Origin of the sequence: Streptomyces canarius (genome assembly GCF_014650735.1) — a bacterium.
Taxonomy (GTDB): Bacteria; Actinomycetota; Actinomycetes; order Streptomycetales; family Streptomycetaceae; genus Streptomyces; species Streptomyces olivaceoviridis.
The window spans coordinates 1-500 of sequence record NZ_BMVN01000272.1; the positions used below are offsets into that span (position 1 = coordinate 1).

Below are 500 nucleotides of genomic sequence, written 5' to 3' on the forward strand. Positions count from 1 at the left end.
ATTTTATCTACTAATAGCGGACAAATTGGCGTATTACCAAATCACGCGCCTATTGCCACAGCTGTAGATATAGGTATTTTGAGAATACGCCTTAACGACCAATGGTTAACGATGGCTCTGATGGGTGGTTTTGCTAGAATAGGCAACAATGAAATCACTATTTTAGTAAATGATGCGGAGAAGGGTAGTGACATTGATCCACAAGAAGCTCAGCAAGCTCTTGAAATAGCGGAAGCTAACTTGAGGAAAGCTGAAGGCAAGAGGCAAACAATTGAGGCAAATCTAGCTCTCAGACGGGCTAGGACACGAGTCGAGGCTATCAACGCGATTTCGTAACGAGTTGGTTAATCGAAAAAATTTCCGTAGAAACAGAACTTTCGTTTATACATCCCATTTTGATTCTGCCGATTAAATAAAATCAAATACAATCAAATACAATGAAAAGTGAAATCAGATTTTGAGCTAACGAAAAATTTGAAAATTGAAAACGGAAATAGAAT

At 38.2% G+C, this 500-nt stretch carries 1 protein-coding gene; it reads left to right on the forward strand.

From position 1 onward, the window contains the following. Positions 1-336 (forward strand): ATP synthase F1 subunit epsilon (atpC, locus tag IE294_RS50625; protein WP_189895453.1); only part of this gene is annotated, 336 nt, incomplete at its 5' end. Between the last annotated feature and the right edge of the window lie 164 nt (positions 337-500).